The 1,138-nt window shown below is 43.2% G+C and carries 1 pseudogene; it reads left to right on the top strand.

The window, feature by feature from the left end:
• Positions 1–1,138 (top strand): annotated as a pseudogene (locus tag MB14_RS10240) (hypothetical protein); the annotation flags it as partial.

The raw sequence follows: 1,138 nt of genomic DNA on the forward strand, positions 1-1,138 counted from the left end.
CCAAAATGGGTTAACCGCAGATGCTAACCAAACCACTAATAACACAGCAAGCCTCAATGATAAAACTACCCCAACGGTATTGGAAGTTACTTCGAATGCTACCAATGGAACCTTCAAAGTTGGGGACAACATAAATATCTATGTTCAGTATTCTGAAGAGGTTTTAGTAACAGGAACCCCACAGTTAGAATTGGAAACAGGAACAACTGATAGAACCATTAACTATGTAGATAGAAGTGTATCTACCCTACGTTTTGTATATACTGTTCAAGCAGGTGATGTGAGCGCAGATTTAGATGTCACGAGTTCAACTGCCCTTAGCTTGAATGGCGGAACAATAAAAGATGCAGCAGGAAACAATGCTAGCCTCACTGTGCAGCAAGGAACTACAGGCGGTTCTCTGGCATCGAATAAAGCGATAGTGATTGACGGAGTTGTTCCAACAGTAACAAGTGTAAGTTCTACTACTGCCAATGGCACGTATAAAGCTGGCGATGCTATAGCGGTAACGGTTACATTTTCAGAAGCTGTTACGGTAACAGGTACACCTCAAATTACATTAGAAACAGGAACAACAGATAGAACAGTGAACTACTCTTCTGGCTCAGGTTCGAATACATTGACCTTCAATTATACAATACAAGCAGGCGATGTAAATGCTGACTTGGATTACGTTGCCACGAACTCGTTGACCTTAAATTCAGGTACGATTAAAGATGCATCAGGTAATGATGCTGCCTTAACCTTAGCCACTCCAGGGGCAGCCAATTCATTGGGAGCGAATAAAGCCATAGTGGTAGACGCAGCAGCCCCAACAGTTACCAGCGTAAGTGTACCAGCAAATGGAAGTAACCCTGTAAATAGTCTTATGACTTTCACGGTGAACACCAGCGAGAATGTGATTGTGAATACTACATCAGGCACCCCTCAAATAGCAATTACCATAGGTTCTACTGTACGTCAGGCGGTTTATGAGAGTGGTTCTGGTACTCAAACTTTAGTTTTCCGCTATAGAGTGGTAGCTGGCGATGAAGATACCGATGGTATCACTGTAGGGGCGCTTGACCTTAACGGAGGTACAATGAAAGATGCCGCAGGTAATGATTTAGTTACCACCCTAAACTCAGTAGGTGCCACT

This window comes from Roseivirga ehrenbergii (assembly GCF_001593005.1).
Lineage (GTDB): Bacteria > Bacteroidota > Bacteroidia > Cytophagales > Cyclobacteriaceae > Roseivirga > Roseivirga ehrenbergii.